Here is a 17492-nt window from a genome sequence, read left to right as displayed (position 1 = left end):
GGTGCCACGGCTGTCGCCCGATCAGCCCTCGTCCGGGCCACCGGGCTCCTCACCGTAGGCATCGTCGGCGTCGTCGTTGCTCTTGCCCAGCTCGGCGCCGCCGGACTCCTCTTTGCCGTGGGCGCCCGGCTGCGGTTCGGCGACCGCGACCCTGGCGGGCCGCAGATTGCGCTCCCCGATGCGGTACCCCGGCTGGAGGATCTGCACGCATGTGGTCTGCGTGACATCCGGCGAGTAACTGTGCATCAGTGCCTCGTGCACCAGCGGGTCGAAGGGCTCGCCCTCCTTGCCGAACTGCTGCAGCCCCAGCTTGGCGGCGACCGTCTCCAGCGACTCGGCGACCGACTTGAAGCCGCCCACCAGCTCGCCGTGCTCCCGCGCCCGGCCGATGTCGTCGAGCACCGGGAGCAGTTCGGTCAGCAGGCTGGCGACCGCGACCTCCTTGACGGCGACCCGGTCGCGCTCCACCCGCCGGCGGTAGTTCTGGTACTCGGCCTGCAGGCGCTGCAGGTCCGCGGTGCGCTCGGTGAGCGCGGTCCGCACCTGGTCCAGCTGTGCCCGCAGGGCCGTCAGTTCCTTGGCGTCCCCGCCCGGGGCCGCCGGGCCCGCCTCCTCGGCGGTCCCGGCGTCCTTGGCGGCTGTGGCCTTCTCGGTGGCCTCGGAGGGGACGTCGGGCTCTTCGAAGCCCTTCGACTCCTCCGTCACGCGGCACCGTCCCTCTTGTTGCCGTTCTCGTCGTCGACGATCTCGGCGTCCACCACGTCGTCGTCCGCCTGGCCCTGCTCACCGGCCGGGCCGCCGGCGGCGCCACCGGCCGCCGCGCCGGCACCCTCGGCGCCCGCGTTGGCGTAGAGCGCCTGGCCGAGCTTCTGGCTGACGGCCGCGACCCGCTCGGTGGCCTCGCGGATGGACGCGGTGTTGCTGTCGTCCGAGGACTCGTTCTTCAGCTTCTCCTTGAGGTCCGCGATCGCGGTCTCGACCTCGGACTGGACGTCCTCGGGGAGCTTGTCCTTGTTGTCCGCGATGAACTTCTCGGTCTGGTAGACGAGCTGCTCGCCCTGGTTGCGGGTCTCGGCGGCCTCGCGGCGCTTGTGGTCCTCGTCCGCGTACTGCTCGGCCTCCTGGCGCATCCGGTCGACCTCGTCCTTGGGCAGCGAGGAGCCGCCGGTGACGGTCATCCGCTGCTCCTTGCCGGTGCCCAGGTCCTTGGCGCCGACGTGCATGATGCCGTTGGCGTCGATGTCGAAGGTGACCTCGATCTGGGGCATCCCGCGCGGGGCCGGCGGCAGGCCGGTCAGCTCGAACATCCCGAGCTTCTTGTTGTACGCGGCGATCTCGCGCTCGCCCTGGTAGACCTGGATCTGCACCGACGGCTGGTTGTCCTCGGCGGTGGTGAAGATCTCCGAGCGCTTGGTCGGGATCGTGGTGTTGCGCTCGATCAGCTTGGTCATGATGCCGCCCTTGGTCTCGATACCGAGGGACAGCGGGGTGACGTCGAGCAGCAGGACGTCCTTGACCTCGCCCTTGAGCACGCCGGCCTGCAGGGACGCGCCGATGGCGACGACCTCGTCCGGGTTGACGCCCTTGTTGGCGTCCTTGCCGCCGGTCAGCTCGCGCACCAGCTCGGCGACGGCGGGCATCCGGGTGGAACCGCCGACCAGGACCACGTGGTCGATCTCGGACAGCTGGATGCCGGCGTCCTTGATGACGTTGTGGAACGGGGTCTTGCAGCGCTCCAGCAGGTCCGCGGTCAGCTGCTGGAACTGGGCGCGGGTGAGCTTCTCGTCCAGGTGCAGCGGGCCCTCGGCGGACGCGGTGATGTAGGGCAGGTTGATCGAGGTCTCGGTGGACGAGGACAGCTCGATCTTGGCCTTCTCCGCGGCCTCGCGCAGCCGCTGCAGCGCCATCTTGTCGCGGCCCAGGTCCACGCCGTGGCCGGACTGGAACTGCTTGACCAGGTAGTCCACCACCCGCTGGTCCCAGTCGTCACCACCGAGGTGGTTGTCGCCGTTGGTGGCCTTGACCTCGACCACGCCGTCGCCGATCTCCAGCAGCGACACGTCGAAGGTGCCGCCGCCGAGGTCGAAGACCAGGATCGTCTGGTCGTCCTTGTCCAGGCCGTAGGCCAGGGCGGCCGCGGTCGGCTCGTTCACGATCCGCAGCACGTTCAGGCCGGCGATCTCGCCGGCCTCCTTGGTGGCCTGCCGCTCGGAGTCGTTGAAGTACGCGGGGACGGTGATCACCGCGTCGGTGACCTTCTCGCCCAGGTACGACTCCGCGTCCCGCTTCAGCTTCTGCAGGATGAACGCGCTCATCTGCTGCGGGTTGAAGTCCTTGCCGTCGAGGTTGATCCGCCAGTCGGTGCCCATGTGGCGCTTGACCGAGCGGACCGTCCTGTCGACGTTGGTGACAGCCTGGCGCTTGGCGACCTCGCCGACGAGCACCTCGCCGTTCTTGGCGAAGGCGACGACGGACGGCGTGGTCCTGGCGCCCTCTGCGTTGGTGATGACGGTGGGCTCGCCGCCTTCGAGAACGCTGACGACGGAATTAGTCGTGCCCAGGTCGATGCCGACCGCACGTGCCATGGTGAATCCTCCAGCTGACAGCACTTGAGTGGAACAGGCTCAAGAGTGCCTGACGCCGGATCTTCTGTCAACAGACATGAGTCGAGTCGGCTCAACTTAGCGGCGTGGGAAGGGCGCAGGCGGCGCATCGCAGCGGACGGTCGGCCCGTACCGCCTGGAAAAGCCGCCCCGCCTCCGGCTCCCTGGGGGCACCCGGACCGGCCACCGGGACAGTCCGGAAAACCAGGCCGCCGCTCGGCAGCCGGCGCAGACTCGCGGCCAGGTCGTACAGCGCGGGCAGCGAACTGAGCCCCGGGTCGGCGGTGATCGAGGAGGTGGCGGTGTCCAGGAAGCCGTACAGCCGGGCGGGGTGGCTCAGGCCGCCCTCACCGCCGCGCGCCTCCCGAGCCAGCGCTCCGAGCAGATCGCCCCTGCGGTCCAGCGTACGGCCGCCGACGGCGCCGGCGATTTTCTGGAAGCCCGCCACGTCGACCACCAGGTGGTGGTCCACCCGGATGCCGCTGAGCCGTTCGAAGGCGCGGATCGAGCAGGCGGCGCCGCCGGCGCGGTAGGTGGCGGCGAACGGCTCGTACGCGGCCGGGCTGACCCCGCCGCCCGGCCGGGCGCACGGGGGCGCGGCCACCATCAGGTCGCGGGGTACGCCGACGGCCGCGGCGCGCTGCCGGTCGGCGGACAGGTGCAGCAGGACGGCCGCCTCGGGTTCGCCGTCGCCGCCCTCCGACGCGGAGGCGGTGCCCATCACCAGGATGTTGCGGGCCCCCGGCACCAGGACCGGCGGCCGCTCCCCGGCGTAGCGGGCCAGGGCCTGCTCGGCGGTCCGGTCGGTGTGGATGTTGTCGCTGAACTTGCGGTAGGCCGCCATGCCCAGGCCGGCCGCCAGCACCAGGGCGAGGCCGGCGCCGATCGCCAGCCAGCGCAGTACGGCACGCATCCGGGGCCTCCTCAGGTGGTCCCATGCCCGGTCCTCACACGGCGTCGTCCACTGACTCCATATTTGTCACGATTCGAAAAGGTTCAACCGCAGGGCGGCGGGAGACGGGCAGGTGGGCGCGCGGGCGGCGGCCCGCGACAGCAGGCGGCGCCCGCGACACAGATCACCAGGAGGAAGCTTTATGGGCCCGGATTTCCCGGGTAACCTCAGCCGAGACCGGAGTAAGTTACCGCTTAGTACGTTCGGTACGTCCAGTACGTTCCGGTAGTACGTTCCAGCTCGCGCAGGCCGAGGGAGCCCTCATGCAACTCGCCGCGATCATCGTGACGATGGTCCTCACCGCGGTCGGCGTCGCTCTGATCAGCCTCGCCTTCGGCCAGATCTACCGGTTCGTCCGGCTCGGCGCCCCGGTCCCGGCCGGCAGCCGCAGCAACGACCCGGCGGCGCGCACCAGGACGCTGGCCAAGGAGTTCGTCGGCCACACCCGGATGAACAAGTGGGGCGTCGTCGGCGTCGCGCACTGGTTCGTGGCGGTCGGCTTCCTGACGCTGGCGCTGACCATCGTCAACGCCTACGGCCAGCTCTTCAAGGCCGACTGGATCCTCCCGGTGATCGGCACCTGGCCGCCCTACGAGGTGTATGTCGAGTTCATCGCCCTCTTCACCACCCTGGGCATCCTGGTGCTCATCGCGATCCGGCAGCTGGACCTGCCCGCCCGCGCCGGCCGCAAGTCGCGGTTCGCCGGCTCGACGGCCTGGCAGGCGTACTTCGTCGAATACGTCATCCTGGTGATCGGCCTGGCCATCCTCACCCTGCGCGGCCTCGAGGGCGCCCTGCACGGGGTGGACCACTACGAAGCCTCGTACTGGGTCTCGTATCCGCTGGTGGCGGGCTTTCGCGGCCTGAGCACCGGCACGCTGCAGACGCTGGTCTACCTCACCGCGATGATCAAGCTCGGTGTCACCATGGCCTGGGCGATCACCGTCGGCCTGAACACCGACATGGGCGTGGCCTGGCACCGTTTCCTGGCCTTCTTCAACATCTGGTTCAAGCGGAACGCGGACGGCCGCGTCGCACTCGGCGCGCTCCAGCCGATGACCTCGGCCGGCGTCCCGATCGACTTCGAGGACCCGGGCGAGGACGACGTCTTCGGCGTCTCCCAGGTCGAGCAGTTCTCCTGGAAGGGCATCCTCGACTTCTCCACCTGCACCGAATGCGGACGCTGCCAGTCGCAGTGCCCGGCCTGGAACACCGGCAAGCCGCTGTCCCCGAAGCTGCTGATCATGTCGCTGCGGGACCACGCGCACGCCAAGGCGCCCTACCTGCTGGCCGGCGGCGGCAAGACCGCCGAGGGCGAGGAAAAGGCGACGGCCGAGCAGCTCGCCGGCGTCCCGGCCGCGGCGCTGGCCGAGGCGGAGCGCCCGCTGATCGGCACCGCCGAGGAGAACGGCGTCATCGACCCGGACGTCCTGTGGTCCTGCACCACCTGCGGCGCCTGCGTCGAGCAGTGCCCGGTGGACATCGAGCACGTCGACCACATCGTGGACATGCGCCGCTACCAGGTCATGATCGAGTCGGCCTTCCCCTCCGAGGCCGGCACGATGCTGAAGAACCTGGAGAAGAAGGGCAACCCGTGGGGCCTGCCCAAGAAGCAGCGCCTGGCCTGGGTCAAGGAAGTCGACTTCGAGGTGCCGATCGTCGGCGAGGACATCGAAGACCTCACCGAGGTCGAGTACCTGTACTGGGTCGGCTGCGCCGGCTCGCTGGAGGACCGCGCCAAGAAGACCACCAAGGCGTTCGCCGAACTCCTGCACACCGCGGGCGTGAAGTTCGCGATCATGGGCGGCGAGGAGAACTGCACCGGTGACTCCGCCCGCCGGCTCGGCAATGAATTCCTCTTCCAGCAGCTCGGCATGGAGAACGTGGCCATGCTCAACATGGCCTTCGGCCAGGACGAGGACGACCCCGCCACCGTCAAGCCCAAGGCCTCGAAGAAGATCGTCGCCACCTGCCCGCACTGCTTCAACACCATCGCCAACGAATACCCGCAGCTCGGCGGGGAGTACGAGGTCATCCACCACACCCAGCTGCTCCAGCAGCTGGTGGACGACGGCAAGCTCGTCCCGGTCACCCCGGTCGAGGGCCTGATCACCTATCACGACCCCTGCTACCTGGGCCGGCACAACAAGATCTACACGCCGCCGCGCGAGATCATCGCCAAGGTGCCGGGACTGCGCAACGAGGAGATGCACCGCCACAAGGAGCGCGGCTTCTGCTGCGGCGCGGGCGGCGCCCGGATGTGGATGGAGGAGCGGATCGGCAAGCGCGTCAACAACGAGCGCGTCGAGGAAGCCCTCTCCCTCAACCCGGACATCGTCTCCACCGCCTGCCCGTTCTGCCTGGTGATGCTGTCCGACTCGGTCAACGGCAAGAAGAACGAGGGCACGGCGAAGGAATCGCTCCAGGTGGTGGACGTGGCGCAGCTGCTGCTGGATTCGGTACGGGTGCCGGTGCCGGTACCGGTGCTGGCGGGGGCGGGGGCGACGCGGTCGGTGCGGGCGCGGAGGGCGGCGCGGGCGCGGAAGCCGGTACGGGCGCTGAGGCCAGCTCGGGCGCGGGTAGCGACCCGGGCGCGGACGTGGACTCCGCCGCTGGTTCCGCGCTCGAAGAGCCCGCCGCGACGCCCGCCCCGGCATCGGATCCGGCTCAGGCTCCGGCCGCGGACGCGGACGCGGGTGAGGAAGCGGCCGCGGACGCGGACGCAGACTCGGGCACTGAGGCGAGCACCGACCCGGCGACCGACGCCGATCCCGAGGTTCCGGCGAGCCCCGGTTCGGCCTGACCAGGGCCGCTCAGCAGCGGTACAGGCGGTGCAATCGGCAGAGGCAGTACAGACCAGCAGGCACCGGTAAGGGGCGGGTTCAAGGGCGGGCGAGCCTTACCCGCCCCCACCCGTCCGTCTGTGTGCGCGGAGCGCTACCGGCCGTGTCACAGGTTGGCAGCAAAGGGCCGCACCGGTTCCAGCGGCGGTACGAGAGCCGCGCGTACCGGGTACGTTCGAAGACGTGGCAGGTTTCAAGGGACGACAGGGCAACGGCAGGCAGCGGGGCGGCTACCCGCCGCAGTACGGACAGCAGGCGCCGCCCGGATCGTACGGCGCGCAGGGCTACGGCCCAGGTCAGCCGTACGGGCAAGGCCGCAGTCAGGGCCAGGCGCCTTCCGGGGAGCCCGAGTACTACGCCCCCGCCCCCGGTTACGACGACGCACCCGGCGGTACCCGGGCCTTCACCCTCGGCGGCGACGCACCTCTCGGTGGCCCGCACCCGGCCGGCCCGGACGGGTACTACGGCGGCGACGACCACGTGGCCACCTACCGTGCGGGCCAGTCCACCACGCCGCCGGTCGGCCCGCGCCTGCACTGGAAGGACCTGCTCCGCGGCATCGTGCTGCATCCGAGCCGGACCTTCTGGCAGATGCGGGACCACAAGGTCTGGGCACCGGCCCTCATCGTCACCTTCGTCTACGGCCTGCTCGCCGTCTTCGGCTTCGACGCGGCCCGCAGCGACATCCTCAACAGCACCTTGTCCACCAGCGTGCCGTGGGTGCTGACCACGGGGATCGCGGTGGTCCTGTGCGGCTTCACGCTCAGCGCGGTCACCAACACGCTGGCCCGCCAACTCGGCGGTGACGGCGCCTGGGCGCCCACCATCGGCCTGGCGATGCTCATCACCTCGCTGACCGACGCCCCGCGGCTGCTTTTCGCCCTCTTCCTCGGCGGCGGCAACGGCTTCGTCCAACTGCTCGGCTGGCTGACCTGGCTGGGCTGCGCGTGGCTGCTGACCTCGATGGTGAGCAAGTCGCACGACCTGCCGTGGCTCAAGGCCCTCGGCGCGGCGTCGATCCAGCTGCTGGCGCTGCTGATCCTGTTCAAATTGCCGCTGATCTAGTCGGTCATGGACTGGCCGTCCGACCGACCGACCGACCGACCGTCCGTCCGACCGGCCGTCCGACCGGCCGTCCGACCGGCCGGTCCCCGCCGGCCAGGAACGTACAAGACCGGCGGGGGTGCGCCGGGCCAGGCTTGGTGACCATGAGCACCGAGACCACCCCGGACATCCCACCCGTCCGCTTCGACACGAAGATCGCCGTACTGCTGCGGGAGGATCTGGAGCCCTGGCAGCGGCTGAACGTGACCGCGTTCCTGGTCAGCGGACTGGGCTCGCAGGTCCCCGACGTGATCGGGGAGCCGTACGAGGACGCGGACGGCACGCCGTACCTGCCGATGTTCCGCCAGCCGGTGCTGATCTTCGAGGGCACGAAGGAAGTCCTCACCGCCGCGCACCGCCGGGCGCTGTCACGGGCGTTGCCGCGTGCGGTGTTCACCGCCGACCTCTTCGCCACCGGGCACGACGTGGCCAACCGGGCAGCGGTGCGGGCCGTGTCCGGCGCCCAGTTGGACCTGGTGGGCCTGGCCGTCCACGGGCCGCGCAACGCGGTGGACAAGGTACTCAAGGGAGCGCGGATGCACCCGTAGGCCGCGGGCGGCCTCAGACCTTGGTGCGGTGGAAGTTGAGGAACGAGCGGGAGGCCGTCGGCCCGCGCTGCCCCTGGTAGCGGGACCCGTAGTGCGGCGATCCGTAGGGGAACTCGGCCGGCGAGCTGAGCCGGAACAGGCACAGCTGCCCGATTTTCATCCCGGGCCACAGCTTGATCGGCAGCGTCGCCACATTCGACAGCTCCAGCGTCACATGCCCGGAGAACCCCGGGTCGATGAAGCCGGCCGTCGAGTGCGTCAGCAGCCCCAGCCGCCCGAGGCTCGACTTCCCCTCCAGCCGCGAGGCGATGTCGTCGGCGAGCGTGATGACCTCGTACGTGGACGCCAGCACGAATTCGCCGGGATGCAGGATGAACGCGTCATCGCCGTCGGGCTCCACCAGCCGCGTCAGATCCGCCTGTTCGACCGCCGGATCGATATGCGGGTACCGGTGGTTCTCGAACACCCGGAAGAACCGGTCGAGTCGCACATCGATACTCGACGGCTGCACCATCGAGGCCTCGTACGGGTCCACGCGAACGCGCCCGCTGTCGATTTCGGCCCGGATGTCCTTGTCTGAGAGAAGCACGCCCCCGAGACTAACGCGCGGCCCCACCCGGGGCCGCGCCACCTCCCCGGCTTCCCTACTTCTCCCCGACCCCCGACACCGGCACGGCATGCCTCAACCGCGCACACCGCGGACACCTCAACAACCGCCCCGGCCCCAGCCGGTCGGCCCCGAGCTGCTGCATCGGAAACGTCCCCGTACTGAACACATGCCCCTCCGCACAACGAACAACGGTGCGCTCCATGAAGTCCCTTCCCCAACTCCGCGTGGCAGACAAACCCACACATTAGGGGATCCCACCCTCCACCCCACCCGCACCACACCGCGCCGCCAACCTACCCCCGCTTCCCCCTCCCCCGCCTCCCCCCACCCATGCGGTAGAGTGTCCCCGAGGCGCCCTCCAAGGGGGTTTCACGCGCGGATGTAGTTTAATGGTAGAACATGAGCTTCCCAAGCTCAGAGCGCGGGTTCGATTCCCGTCATCCGCTCCATTGATAAGCCCCAGGTCATGGACTTGGGGCTTGTTTGTTGTCTGAACCAATTCGAGGCTCGCGTGCCATACGCGTGTCATAGGCCACCGAATTCCGGCGGCAGAAGCAACACTGACCGTGATTGACCGCGGATCGTCGACGTTCTTTCGAATGGCGAGACGCATTCCGGGTGAGCCGTGTCACGTAGTTCCGCCTGGATTGCCCTTGTTGATCCCGGTAATGTCGAGGGTCTCCGGCTCGAAACAGTGGGTTCGGTGGGGGTGTGCCATTGCCGTGCCACAGGGGGCGTTCTCCCTCGCCCTCTAGGCCAGGAGAAGGGCACGGTGCTGGACGGCAAGTTGGAGCAGTCCAGCCGCAGGCGACGACATACGCTCCTTCGGAAGATCGGCGATGCTTTCCGCAGTCAGCGGCAGACCTGTAATGGTGCCCTGCGAACGGAGGCCCCCGACGACCTTCCCCTCGTCGTTGTGTTCCACGGCCCGCGCAAAGATCGTGTCGAAAACGTCCGCGTCGAAAACGGCCACCGTAAGTATGCACACCGCCAAGTTCAGCGGCTCCAGGCCCATGCCCAGACACCACACGCGCAGCGACCCGTCAGCGAGGGCCGCGTTCATGCGGTTGTAGGGGGGCTGGGAGTAGTCGACCTGGCTGCCGGAGTCGCCTATGGCGTCGGGAGCACCGAGGAATTCCTCGTTGTACTCACGCATGATCGTGCGCCAGAGGTCCAAGTCCTCTCGGTGGGCCAACGGTGACAGCGATGCGGGCTGGAACATCCCAGCAGGCAGCGGGCCGTAGGTGCCCTCGCCTGTCGCCACCAGTCCTTTCCCGCGAAGGAGAAGGAAGAACGTCCCGTTGCCGTCCGGGGTACGCCGAACCGTCAGCGTCCCCACAGAAGGCAGAACGACGCGTCGTGTGAGGGACAGCGGGTCATCCGCCATCAGCCTCCGCAAAGGGGCCTGTCGCCAGGCAGGTATCCGGTGAGGCGCGGCGCGCGTGGCACGGGCGAGTTCATGCGCGACGGCTTCCTTCTGGTCCACCAGGTCGAAATACGGGGCACGGCTGAAGGACAGCAGCGGTCCGCCCGCAGCCTGCCAGTCGGCGGCCATCAGGCGGAACGAAGGACGGTTCTCGAAAAGCGCAGGACGCGCCAGGACACCGAGCGCGGACGAATAACTCTCGAACCGCTGCCACCTCGATTCCCTGGGCAGCCCCTGCCGGGCGGCCCGGCGAATTCCAGCGTCGCCCGGCGGAGCGGTGGCCTGCCATTCAGTCCTCACCGACGACAGCGGGAGCGGAGCAGGCGGATGCATCGCCGGTTCCCACAGAAGCGAGGTGCCGCCGATGCGCTCCAACCCGGGCCTCGCGGCCGTGTGCAGGTCCGCCGCCGTCTCGCAGAGCTGCACGAAGCGCTCGCGAAGGTCCTCCCGCCCCTTGCGGAAGGCCGCTTGGGACTTCTCCACAGCGTCCTTGTCCAGTGCGCGCCACCCGAAGTAGACGCCGCCGACGCCCGTCACTGCTCCCAGGATGCCCAGCCCTGTCTCCGCACCCACGCGCGCACCCCCGGTCGGCGTTTTGACAGTCGCGTAGCCCTACCCTTCGTTGTGCCGCCGCAATCAGTCTCCGGTTAAAGACCAGGCGCAGCACGCTGGTTCCCGCCGCGACGTACAGGGCACGGCCACCGGCTGCAGCTACTCGTCCGTCTTCGGCGCGGCGACTGATTCGCCGTAGTCGTCCGCCGCGTAGGGATGGATGAAGCACCCCTCGTTGAAGGGCCTGAACCAGTCGCCGATGCCCATGGGTGGCCGCGCCACCCCACGCGGCGGCCCAGGGCTGTGGAAGCAGGGTCATGGCTCCGCAGAGACGGGCACCGAAACAGTGCGCCAGCCGCCATCGATGCCGTATTGGGGACATCCGAGCCGCGAAAACTCCGGATCCGCAGCTGCGACGGCCTGCTACCTTCCCCGGATGTATTCCCTCACCGAGCCTGGCCTGTTCACACGGCTGCGAGACGCACAACGTGTGCTCGTCGCCGGGGCCGGCGGCGGCTTCGACATCTACGCCGGGCTCCCACTGGCCCTCGCCCTGCGCGCCGCCGGCAAGGAGGTCCACCTCGCCAACCTGTCCTTCAGCGACCTGTACGGTCTGGACCTGGACGTATGGCTGGACCACGACGTCGCGGCCATCCGCCCGGACACCGCCGCCCGAGGCGACTACTTCCCGGAACGCACCCTTGCCCGCTGGCTCGATGACAACGGACTCCCGTCGACCGTCTACGCCCTCAACCGCACCGGCGTACAACCCCTGCGCGCCGCCTACCGGGCCCTGCTCGCCCACCTCGGCGGCGCCGACGCCGTCATCCTGGTCGACGGCGGCACCGACATCCTCATGCTCGGCGACGAAAACGGCCTCGGCACCCCGGAGGAGGATATGGCCAGCCTCGCCGCCGTCAACGGGCTGCACAACATCCCCCACCGCCTCGTGGCCTGCCTTGGCTTCGGCGTGGACGCGTACCACGGCGTCAACCACGCCCTGGTGCTCGAAAACCTGGCCGCCCTTGAACGCGACGGCGCCTACCTCGGCGCGTTCTCCCTCTCCCGCACCAGCCGCGAAGGCGCCCTCTATCTTGAGGCCGTCGCCCACGCTCACGCATCGACCCCGGATCACCCCAGCATTGTCAACGGCTCCATAGCCGCGGCCGCACGCGGTGACTTCGGGAACGTTCAGTTCACCGAGCGCACCCAAGGCAGCGAACTGTTCATCAACCCACTCATGTCCCTCTATTTCTGCGTGGACCTGCCCGGCCTGGCCCGCCGCAACCTCTACCTCGACCGGCTGGAACAGACCCACCTCACCCGCCAGATCAGCTCCATCATCGAAGAGTTCCGCGACGAACTCCCCCGCCAGCGTCCACCGCGTACCTTCCCGCACTGAAGCGATCACACGGGTACGCCGCTACGAGCCGCCGCTGGACTCGATGCTCTCCGGTGCTGGGCGGGCAACCAATTCCCGAGCCGCGATTTCGATATCAGTAGGCCCGATCAGCCGCACCCACAGCAGGGCCGACTCGTTGTTCTGGTGGTGCAGCAACTGCCTTGCTTCAGGCGACCAGGGGCCGCTGCGAGGCGGCAGCTCCCTGACCTCGATCTCAGCGACAAAGCAGGCCCAATCCCGGATGCGATCCGCCTTGACGCGGCGAACCCGGCCCGCTCCACCGAACTGCTCGCCACGGCAGATGGGATGGGAGCTGTAGAGGAGGGCGGGTCAGGACGGCTCCGGGAACCCCACTCGTCAGGCTGACAATCCGGGGGTACCTGCCCTGACCCCAGGCACTGTCCGGCGGATCTTGTTGGCCTTGAGGGTGAGATCCCGGGCATGATGCATCAGTGGATTGCTGGGTGGAGTTCTTCATAGCGCCGGACGACGAGGCAGCAGCGCAGGTGAAAGGCTTCGGGACACGTGGTGCCTTCGAGGCGGTACCGGGCGGTATATACGACCCCTCGGACGCGGTCGTCGAGTGGGAAAGCCTCTTCACCGGGACGAGCCCTCAGGTGTTGATGCAGGCTGGTGAGCCACGCATCATCACGGAAATCACCAACGATGGTTGCTATGTCTTCGTGGTCTCCGACCGTGTGATGGCATTGCTGGCTACTGCCGACGAGGCCAGTTTGGCCGGTGTGGCTCAGGGGTGGGCCCAGTTGCGTCAGGGCGACGGCGAGGACATCCATGAAGAAGAAGCCTTCGCTCATCTTGGCGCGCTAGCTGACCTCGCGCGGTCGGCCGTGGGCCAAGGAGCCCGCCTCTACTGCTCCGTGACGTAGTCACCGTAGCCACAGCCGGATCGCTGCGACGGTGACTATGCCGTGGAATACGTAGGCGCGTTTGTCGTATCGGGTGGCGACGGCCCGGAAGTTTTTCAGCCGATTGATCGTCCGCTCGACCTCATTACGGCGCTTGTAGATCTCCCTGTCGAACCCGGTGGGCCGGCCGCCGTTGCTGCCGCGGCGTTTGCGGTTGCTGCGCTGGCCTTTCGGCTCGGGGATGGTGTGTTTGATGTGGCGTCTTCGCAGGTAGCGGCGGTTGCGACGAGAGCTGTAGGCCTTGTCGCCGCTGACGTGCGCCGGGCGGGTACGCGGTCGACCACCAAGTGGTCGGGGAACGCGGATACGGTCCATCACCTCGATGAACTGGGGCGCGTCGCCCCACTGGCCCGGGGTGAGCAACAAAGCCATCGGGCGGCAACCGCCTTCGCCGGCGAGGTGGATCTTGCAGGTCAGACCGCCCCGGGACCATCCAAGTCCCTCATCGGGGCGATGGTGCCGGGGCGTCGCCCTTTTTTCGGAACTCGGGGTGCCGTTTTGCGTGCCCCGGCCGCGTGCTGGTGAGCGCGGCAGGAAGTCGAGTCGACGCTGATCATGCTCCTGTCCATCCGGCCCGCCAGGTCGGCATCAGCCTGGACCGCGTGCAGGTTGCCGTCCCATGTGCCGTCCGCAGACCAGCGGCGATGCCGCTCATAGACCGTCTTCCAACTCCCGTACCGATTGGGCAGGTCCCGCCACGGAACACCGGTCCGCACCCGGAACAGAATCCCGTTGATCACCCGCCGGTGATCACGCCAGCGGCCGCCACGCAAACCGCCCACTGGCAGATGCGGCTCCAGCTGAGCCCACTCGGCATTTGTCAGATCACCCCGCCCCACGCCCAGCACAACGAGCCGACCATCAGACAGTCACAAGATCCGCCGGACACGCCCTAGACTTCCTGCTGTGGCATATGAGCTGAACTCCCTACTCGGCCGTCTCGTCGGCTTCCGGTTGTATTCAGTGCAGTTCGTCATGGACTACGTGCAGTTGCGGTTCGACGGCCCGACCAACGAGACGCCCGTCCTCACATGCGACGTTCTGCCAACCCTCACCCTGGCCGGACAGAGCCTCTCGCCAACCGAGGCCGGCTGGGCCGGAGCGCTACGTGGGTTCATTCCACAGAACGTGATCAGCACCCACGAGAAGACCGGCATCGGGATCAAGGTCGACTTCGACACCGGTTCCATCCAGTTGCACCCCACCAAGGGTGAACTCATCGGTCCGGAGATCGCGATGCTCAACGGTTTCGAAGATCGCTCCTGGATGGTCTGGCGGCCCGGCGAAGATGCCTTCGAAGACCTATAGACGTGTGGACTATGAGGCGTGCGATCCAGTAACGGTTGATCCCTTATGCAGACAATCGCCGTGCCCGATCCATGCCCTATGGGGGGTAAACCATGGCTAATCAGGCGAAATGACGGCCCCGGTCGCACTCCTGAGCAGTCACGGATCTCGTGGGCCAGCGTTGGCATCGAAGGTTCGGAGCCCCGCGATGCCGTCAGTAGCCAGCCGGACCCACCGGCTCAGCATCTCCGGCAGCGCCTCAAGCTCCGTGTCCGCCAGTTCCGCGTCGAAGTGCCGGGCCTGGTCCTCCGGAAGGGACTCGCGGATGTCTCGGATGGTCCGCAGCGGATGCGCCGTGCTCGCAGAACCGGACAAGCGCGGTACGCCGCCAGGTGCAGTGGTCATGTTTATCCACTTCGTCGCAGGTCGGCTGCCGTCTCACACCAGGTTAAGGGCACCGGCCACCTCCATGAGTGAGGATCGCTGTCGGGCCACCCCGGGCGCAGATCCGCCACACCACTGCCGCACCAGTAGTAGGGGTACGCCCGGGCCAACCAGAGACAAGGCGGATCCGAAGCGGCTCACCCCATCGAGCTGCCCCGGCAACGTGAGCTGGTCAAATACGAACCAGGCCCTGTGATTCCCGAGCTCAGAGCGCGGGTTCGATTCCCGTCAGCCGCTCCATAAAGAACGCCCAGGTCTGCGACCAGGTCGTTTGCTGCCGTCCGGACCGATTCAGGAACCCGCGCCGCTTCCACGAGTAGCCGGCCGAGCAGTTGGTGGGACGTGCGGGGGGTGCGGGACGGGGTTCGAGGTGGCGTTGCGCTCCACGCGGCGGATCGGCGAGCAGATCCACGGCGATGTCTCGCCGACAGCACTAATGCCCGGAGGGCAGGGTCTCAGTCCCCAAGCGGCGGGAGCAGTACCCGGTCGGTTAATCGGTTGCGGACCTTAGGGATGGGGTGTCGGATCCCTCCCATGACGATTGTGCTGGGAACGCCGACAGTCGACGGGGTACGCGAGGCCATGGCCGCGCTGCGGGAATGGCAGTACGACGGGGCGCCGATGCAATTGCATGCGGGGGACATCGGGTGGAACTACCGGTTCGGAACGGCCGAGACGGCTGCGGCAGTCCGGACCTGGAGCCGGAACGGACGGATCCTCGCGGTCGGGATGCTGGACTCGCCGACGGTGGTGCGGATGACGGTCGCTCCGGACGCTTTCCAGGACGAGGGCTTGGCGCGGCGGCTCGTCGAGGACTTCTCACTGCCCGAGCGCGGCGTGCTGCCGGAAGGAGCGGTGTCGATCGAGGCGCCGCTGGGCCTGCTGGTCCATGACCTGTTGACCGAGGAGGGCTGGGGCGTCGACGAGCCGTGGACGCCGCTCTTCCGCAGCCTGGCAGAGCCGGTGGAGGACCCTGGCGTGCGGATCAGGGCGATAGGCCGGGAGCAGACGCAGCATTTCGCCGACGTTCTGCGGTCGGCGTTCAACAGCTCGAGGCCTACGCGCGATTACTGGCACGCGATGTCGGCGGGACCGTTCTCCGCGGATGTCCGTTGTCTGAGCGCCTGTGACGACCGGGGCAACGTGGCGGCGGTCGTGACGGTGTGGTCTGCCGGCCCGGGGAAGCCGGGGCTGGTCGAACCAATGGGCGTGCACGAGGACTTCCGTGGTCACGGCTACGGCCGGGCGGTCACCGTGGCCGGGGCGGCCGCGCTGCGGGAGATGGGCTCGTCGAGCGTGCGCGTTTGCACGCCGAGTTCCAACGCCGGTGGCATCGCCACGTACAAGGCGGCCGGGTTCGAGGCGCGGCCGGAGGTGCGGGACCGGATCCGGACGGCCTGACACTGCCGTTGTTCGGCGCAGCAGGCCCAGGGTTCGTGGCGGTCGCCGAAATGGGGGACCGGACGCGTGCCGCCTGACGTCAGGCCACGCGCGAATGGCGCGATTCAACTGCTGGGTGCCCCTGTTGGCCACAGGCGGCAGCCGGGGGGCAGCTCATCTGTCGGCGGCGGCTTCCAGGTTCGCCCGGACGAGCGGGGCCCGCCCGGTGCGGCGCCGGTGGGGACGAGGGTGCCGTCGATCAGGACGACCTCGCCGCCTCGCCGCCTCGCCAGGCGTACTCAGCGCAGTACGGCCGCCAGCAGGTCGGCGCCCAGCGTCGTCATCACGGACGGGTCGAGGGTGTAGTGGACGTAGCGACCGCGCCGCCGGGCCGTGAGCAGCCCGGCGCGGCGCAGGACAGCGAGGTGGCGGGACACCTCCGGGGGTGAAAGTTCCCTGGCGTGGGCCAGCTCACCGGTGGTGTGCGGGCCGCGGGCCAGGGTGCGCAGCAGCCGCAGCCGTACCGGATGCGCGAGTGCCTCCAGCCGCAGGGTGACCGTTTCCAGCGGTACCGGCTCTGCCGGACCCGCCTCGGCAACGGGGTAGTGCACCACCGGCTGCCACCGGGGCGCGTGGACCACCACCAGGTGCGGGCGGCCGAAGACGCTGGGGAGGAAGGTGACTTCGGTACCGTGGGCGACGGTCGCATTGTCCTGCAGCTTGTCCACGATGATGCTGTCGCCGTCCGGCGCCAGGGTGATCGCGTCGGAGACCGACGCGAGTGCCGCCCCGATGCCCTGACGCTTCAGCAGGTCGTTCTTCAGGCTCAGGTCGGTGGCGAGTTGCACGGCGACGCCGGTCCAGGCCGCGTCGAAGAATGCCTCGGCGCACTGTTCAAGGGTGCGGCGAACCCGCGCCCGCACCGCGGCCGGATCTGCGAGCAGCCGTTCCGAGAAGGCCTCTTGCAGTGGCCCGCGGGCCTGCGCCAGGCTCAGGGCCCGCTCGCGCGCGGTCGCGTCGGCGAGCGGCGACGGCGCAGCGAAGTGGACCCGATTGCTGCCGCAGGTGGTGACGAGCGCGGACGTCACATACGTCTCGTCGTCGATCCGGTCCACGTCGTCCAGTTCCTCGACGAGGGTCGGCCGGGGACGAGCGGGGACCAGGAAATCGGCTCGTGAGGAACGCCAGAGGAACTCCGCCTCCCGCAGCCGCTCGGCCAACTCCGGCCGCAGCCCGGCCCGGACATCCCCGGCCCAGCCGGCGAGGCGAGGATGATGCCCGGGTTCGGCCAGCACGTGCAGCATCGCGGTCAACTCGGCCAGCGGGGAGGCGGCGAACCGCAATCGTTCGGACGGCAGGCCGCTGATGTCGATCCTCAACGTCACCCCCTCATCATCACCGACCGTACGGCCAGC

14 protein-coding genes, 1 tRNA gene and 1 pseudogene are annotated in these 17492 nt (G+C 68.7%); 8 read left to right on the top strand and 8 right to left on the bottom strand.

What is annotated here, in order from left to right:
• Nucleotides 1-21: 21 nt before the first annotated feature.
• The 3 genes from grpE to GA0115240_RS11335 form a co-directional block, all read right to left on the bottom strand.
• The gene (gene grpE, locus GA0115240_RS11345; RefSeq protein ID WP_093736547.1) at nucleotides 22-705 is read right to left on the bottom strand and encodes a nucleotide exchange factor GrpE; all 684 of its coding nucleotides are present in this window, start codon (nucleotides 703-705) and stop codon (nucleotides 22-24) included.
• Nucleotides 702-2585 (bottom strand): molecular chaperone DnaK, encoded by a 1884-nt coding sequence (gene dnaK, locus GA0115240_RS11340; protein ID WP_093736546.1) that lies wholly within the window; start codon nucleotides 2583-2585, stop codon nucleotides 702-704. The genes grpE and dnaK overlap by 4 nt, the downstream gene beginning before the upstream one ends.
• 91 nt (nucleotides 2586-2676) lie before the next feature.
• On the bottom strand, nucleotides 2677-3516 hold the full coding sequence (locus GA0115240_RS11335; protein WP_093736545.1) for an LCP family protein: 840 nt from the start codon (nucleotides 3514-3516) through the stop codon (nucleotides 2677-2679).
• A 302-nt stretch (nucleotides 3517-3818) separates the two neighbouring features.
• On the opposite strand from GA0115240_RS11335, the pseudogene GA0115240_RS11330 reads away from it, so the two are divergent.
• The 3 genes and pseudogenes from GA0115240_RS11330 to GA0115240_RS11320 all read left to right on the top strand — a co-directional run.
• Nucleotides 3819-6029: pseudogene (locus GA0115240_RS11330) on the top strand ((Fe-S)-binding protein); the annotation flags it as partial.
• 552 nt (nucleotides 6030-6581) lie between these two features.
• Nucleotides 6582-7463 carry a Yip1 family protein gene (locus tag GA0115240_RS11325; protein ID WP_093736544.1) on the top strand — a complete coding sequence of 294 codons (882 nt, stop codon included), beginning with the start codon at nucleotides 6582-6584 and terminating at the stop codon, nucleotides 7461-7463.
• Nucleotides 7464-7606: 143 nt separating this feature from the next.
• Entirely contained in the window at nucleotides 7607-8050 is a 444-nt protein-coding gene (locus GA0115240_RS11320; RefSeq protein WP_093736597.1) for a DUF2000 domain-containing protein, read from the top strand.
• A gap of 13 nt (nucleotides 8051-8063) precedes the next feature.
• Here GA0115240_RS11320 and dcd read toward each other — a convergent pair whose 3' ends face one another.
• Nucleotides 8064-8639: a dCTP deaminase gene (dcd, locus tag GA0115240_RS11315; RefSeq protein ID WP_093736543.1), complete on the bottom strand. Its 576-nt coding sequence runs from the start codon at nucleotides 8637-8639 to the stop codon at nucleotides 8064-8066.
• Between the two features lie 396 nt (nucleotides 8640-9035).
• Between dcd and GA0115240_RS11310 the strand changes: the two genes are divergently transcribed.
• Nucleotides 9036-9109: transfer RNA gene (locus GA0115240_RS11310), tRNA-Gly, on the top strand.
• A gap of 302 nt (nucleotides 9110-9411) precedes the next feature.
• Here the strand turns inward: GA0115240_RS11310 and GA0115240_RS11305 are convergent.
• Both GA0115240_RS11305 and GA0115240_RS38000 read right to left on the bottom strand, forming a co-directional pair.
• Nucleotides 9412-10659: a transcriptional regulator gene (locus tag GA0115240_RS11305; RefSeq protein WP_093736542.1), complete on the bottom strand. Its 1248-nt coding sequence runs from the start codon at nucleotides 10657-10659 to the stop codon at nucleotides 9412-9414.
• 138 nt (nucleotides 10660-10797) lie between these two features.
• Entirely contained in the window at nucleotides 10798-10920 is a 123-nt protein-coding gene (locus tag GA0115240_RS38000) for a hypothetical protein (RefSeq protein ID WP_256069716.1), read from the bottom strand.
• A 154-nt stretch (nucleotides 10921-11074) separates the two neighbouring features.
• On the opposite strand from GA0115240_RS38000, the gene GA0115240_RS11300 reads away from it, so the two are divergent.
• The gene (locus tag GA0115240_RS11300) at nucleotides 11075-12040 is read left to right on the top strand and encodes a DUF1152 domain-containing protein (RefSeq protein ID WP_093736541.1); all 966 of its coding nucleotides are present in this window, start codon (nucleotides 11075-11077) and stop codon (nucleotides 12038-12040) included.
• A 464-nt stretch (nucleotides 12041-12504) separates the two neighbouring features.
• Nucleotides 12505-12927, top strand: a complete 423-nt coding sequence (locus tag GA0115240_RS11295; protein WP_093736540.1) for a hypothetical protein — start codon at nucleotides 12505-12507, stop codon at nucleotides 12925-12927.
• On the opposite strand, the gene GA0115240_RS11290 is transcribed toward GA0115240_RS11295, so the two are convergent.
• Nucleotides 12928-13805, bottom strand: a protein-coding gene (locus tag GA0115240_RS11290) for an IS5 family transposase (protein ID WP_107407132.1) whose coding sequence is annotated in 2 segments (ribosomal slippage) — nucleotides 12928-13445 and nucleotides 13445-13805 — 879 coding nt in all. Because the reading frame shifts where the segments join, the coding sequence is not laid out codon by codon here.
• Between the two features lie 67 nt (nucleotides 13806-13872).
• Here GA0115240_RS11290 and GA0115240_RS11285 point away from each other — a divergent pair.
• Both GA0115240_RS11285 and GA0115240_RS11275 read left to right on the top strand, forming a co-directional pair.
• Entirely contained in the window at nucleotides 13873-14274 is a 402-nt protein-coding gene (locus GA0115240_RS11285) for a hypothetical protein (protein WP_093736539.1), read from the top strand.
• A 957-nt stretch (nucleotides 14275-15231) separates the two neighbouring features.
• Nucleotides 15232-16098: a GNAT family N-acetyltransferase gene (locus GA0115240_RS11275; protein WP_093736537.1), complete on the top strand. Its 867-nt coding sequence runs from the start codon at nucleotides 15232-15234 to the stop codon at nucleotides 16096-16098.
• 278 nt (nucleotides 16099-16376) lie between these two features.
• Here GA0115240_RS11275 and GA0115240_RS11270 read toward each other — a convergent pair whose 3' ends face one another.
• The gene (locus tag GA0115240_RS11270; RefSeq protein WP_093736536.1) at nucleotides 16377-17462 is read right to left on the bottom strand and encodes a helix-turn-helix domain-containing protein; all 1086 of its coding nucleotides are present in this window, start codon (nucleotides 17460-17462) and stop codon (nucleotides 16377-16379) included.
• Nucleotides 17463-17492 lie beyond the last annotated feature (30 nt).

It is taken from the genome of Streptomyces sp. DvalAA-14 (genome assembly GCF_900091855.1).
Taxonomy (GTDB): domain Bacteria; phylum Actinomycetota; class Actinomycetes; order Streptomycetales; family Streptomycetaceae; genus Actinacidiphila.
Note: the sequence above shows the minus strand (reverse complement) of the source record. Positions and strands in the feature narration are given on the sequence as shown.

What these genes read in the sequence shown, in the direction of transcription:
- GA0115240_RS11300 (WP_093736541.1), top strand. Translation starts at nt 11,075, where the DNA reads ATGTATTCCCTCACCGAGCCTGGCCTGTTCACACGGCTGCGAGACGCA.
- GA0115240_RS11335 (WP_093736545.1), bottom strand. Translation starts at nt 3,516, where the DNA reads ATGCGTGCCGTACTGCGCTGGCTGGCGATCGGCGCCGGCCTCGCCCTG.
- GA0115240_RS11320 (WP_093736597.1), top strand. Translation starts at nt 7,607, where the DNA reads ATGAGCACCGAGACCACCCCGGACATCCCACCCGTCCGCTTCGACACG.
- GA0115240_RS11275 (WP_093736537.1), top strand. Translation starts at nt 15,232, where the DNA reads ATGACGATTGTGCTGGGAACGCCGACAGTCGACGGGGTACGCGAGGCC.
- dnaK (WP_093736546.1), bottom strand. Translation starts at nt 2,585, where the DNA reads ATGGCACGTGCGGTCGGCATCGACCTGGGCACGACTAATTCCGTCGTC.